At 39.0% G+C, this 1,282-nt stretch carries 1 protein-coding gene; it reads right to left on the reverse strand.

The genetic code is table 11. The features are described 5' to 3' along the window. Positions 1-295: 295 nt before the first annotated feature. The coding region (locus ACED48_RS20435; protein ID WP_371692229.1) for a DUF2971 domain-containing protein at positions 296-1,282 on the reverse strand (987 nt) is incomplete at its 5' end.

Genomic DNA, 1,282 nt, shown 5'->3' on the forward strand with positions numbered 1-1,282 from the left:
CGTGCAAGAATATTGAGAAATGAACCTTACTAACACGGAAGAATTGAATGACACAAAAGCCAATTAGCCGGAAAACTGGCTACGCGAGATGCCTATTTCGATGAAGAGTCTTTGGGAAATAACAGGTGAATAGCTAGAGCTTTTAGACCACAAACGCTTTTCTGCCCTTTGCAAACTAACGCCCAATTAAGGGGTGAACAACGCTTCCACCCAACCTAAAGCATTGTGCCATAAACACTAAACTTGAAGTAGAAACAAAAATGCCAAGCGTTGAGAATCCCTCTTAAATTGTTTGTTATACGAACATTTCCTCGAAACCTAAAGTAAAGTGAGTTTTACTTAGCTGAGCTTTGAAAATAGAAATATTTTTGCTGCCGATAAGGGTCTGAATTCGCTTAGCATCTTCGTTAGACGCTCGGCAACCCACAAAAACAGCAGTGATACAGTCAGGTGGTAACTGAAACAAAAAAACTGATGTTGGTAAGACTGCTAAAGAGCCATAGATTTCATTCAAAATCACATCGCTATGACAGTACTTCATCTCTTCAAGGTCATCCGTAGAACTACCATCCAAGTCTTGATTATTGAACTGCTCATATTCGACAAGATCAACCTCAAAAGTGACCGAATGCTCGTCTTCAGCGACGATATTAAACAAGTTCACATATAAGTTGTCGTAAAACTCATGGAGTTGTTCGAATAGTTCACGATCTACACGAATATAATCAGCGAGTCTCAGTTTAGGTAATATACGATGCTCTTTTTCGTATATCCAATCATCACTTTTGGTGAGAAGTAGGTCTTTAACGCACACTTCTGTTTGTAAAGGTGAAAACCGTTCTCTGTTGTAGAGTACTCGTTCTATCGTATCTCTCATGGAGAGCCTGTAATTGAAAAAGTAATCTAACTTGTCATAGTCGAATTCAACAACAATACCTTTATGTTCATGAGCATAGTGGGACCACATCAACAGGTTATTGTAGTTTTCTGTAAATGAAATGACACCAACTTCATTGAGGTTACCATCAGTTGCAAATTGTTCGGCTTGTTCAAAGAAGTCTTCACCAAGCCCCTCACGGAGAACTTTATCAACTAAATCTTGTGCTGGACTCAATTCAAATGGGTCATTCAATACCCCACGTTGACTAGCACGAAGGCAATAGTTAGTAAAAAATTCCTCTCGGAAAGGCATATATTTATAGATTTTCTTCATACTTCTCCGTTCGTATAACGCTAAGCTAAGTAGTGAGCAACGCAATACGAAGTCACTGCATAACACCTT

The sequence above is a fragment of the Vibrio sp. 5S239 genome, assembly GCF_041439575.1.
Taxonomy (GTDB): Bacteria; Pseudomonadota; Gammaproteobacteria; order Enterobacterales; family Vibrionaceae; genus Vibrio; species Vibrio kanaloae.